The following is a 799-nucleotide window of genomic DNA, read 5'->3' as shown; positions in this document are numbered from 1 at the left end:
TACGTTGACGGCCAGCGTCGACGGCCTGGGCAACCTCAAGGCCACGTCGGTGGCTGTGCAGTACGCGGGCACCGCCGGTGCCGTGGCGGCCGGCACCAAGGTCAGCGTCGGCAGCCAGAGCTACGCGTTCAGCCAAGCCATCGCCGCGAACACGGTGGCGTTCACGCTCAAGGGCTTCAGCGCCGACATCGCGAACTTCGTGTCGCTGTCTGGCGACCTGGGCTTCGCCAAAACGGGCACGGACATCGTGGCCGTGGGCAGCAATGTGACGGCCGCGCTGAGTGCGGGCACGTCGGCCTCGCTGCGGCTGAGCAACGCCAGCTTCGGCCTGCGCTCGGGCGCGGCCGGCACCACGGCATTCGAGCTGGCCAACGGCACATTGACGGCCAGCGTCGACGGCCTGGGCAACCTCAAGGCCACGTCTGTGGCCGTGCAGTACACGGGTACCGCTGGTGCGGTGACCGCTGGCAGCAAGGTAAGCGTCGGCAGCCAGAGCTACACGTTCAGCCAGACGATCGCTGCCAACACGGTGGCCTTCAGCCTCAAGGGCTTCGGCGCCGACATTGCGAACTTCGTGTCGCTGTCCGGTGATTTGGGCTTTGCCAAGACGGGCACGGACATCGTGGCCGTTGGCAGCAACGTGACGGCTGCGCTGAGCGCGGGCACGTCGGCGTCGCTGCGGCTGAGCAACGCCAGCTTCGGCCTGCGCTCGGGAGCGGCCGGTACCACGGCGTTCGAACTGGCCAATGGCACGCTGACGGCCAATGTCGACGGCCTGGGCAACCTCAAGGCTACGTCC

General features: G+C 68.0%; 1 protein-coding gene. It reads left to right on the top strand.

Going from position 1 to position 799, the window contains the following annotated elements; genetic code table 11:
• A partial coding sequence (locus SM757_RS34970) for a hypothetical protein (protein ID WP_407655834.1) occupies nucleotides 1-799 on the top strand: 799 nt, incomplete at both ends.

Source organism: Azohydromonas lata, assembly GCF_034427735.1.
In the GTDB taxonomy this organism is placed as follows: domain Bacteria; phylum Pseudomonadota; class Gammaproteobacteria; order Burkholderiales; family Burkholderiaceae_C; genus Azohydromonas; species Azohydromonas lata.
Note: the sequence above shows the minus strand (reverse complement) of the source record. Positions and strands in the feature narration are given on the sequence as shown.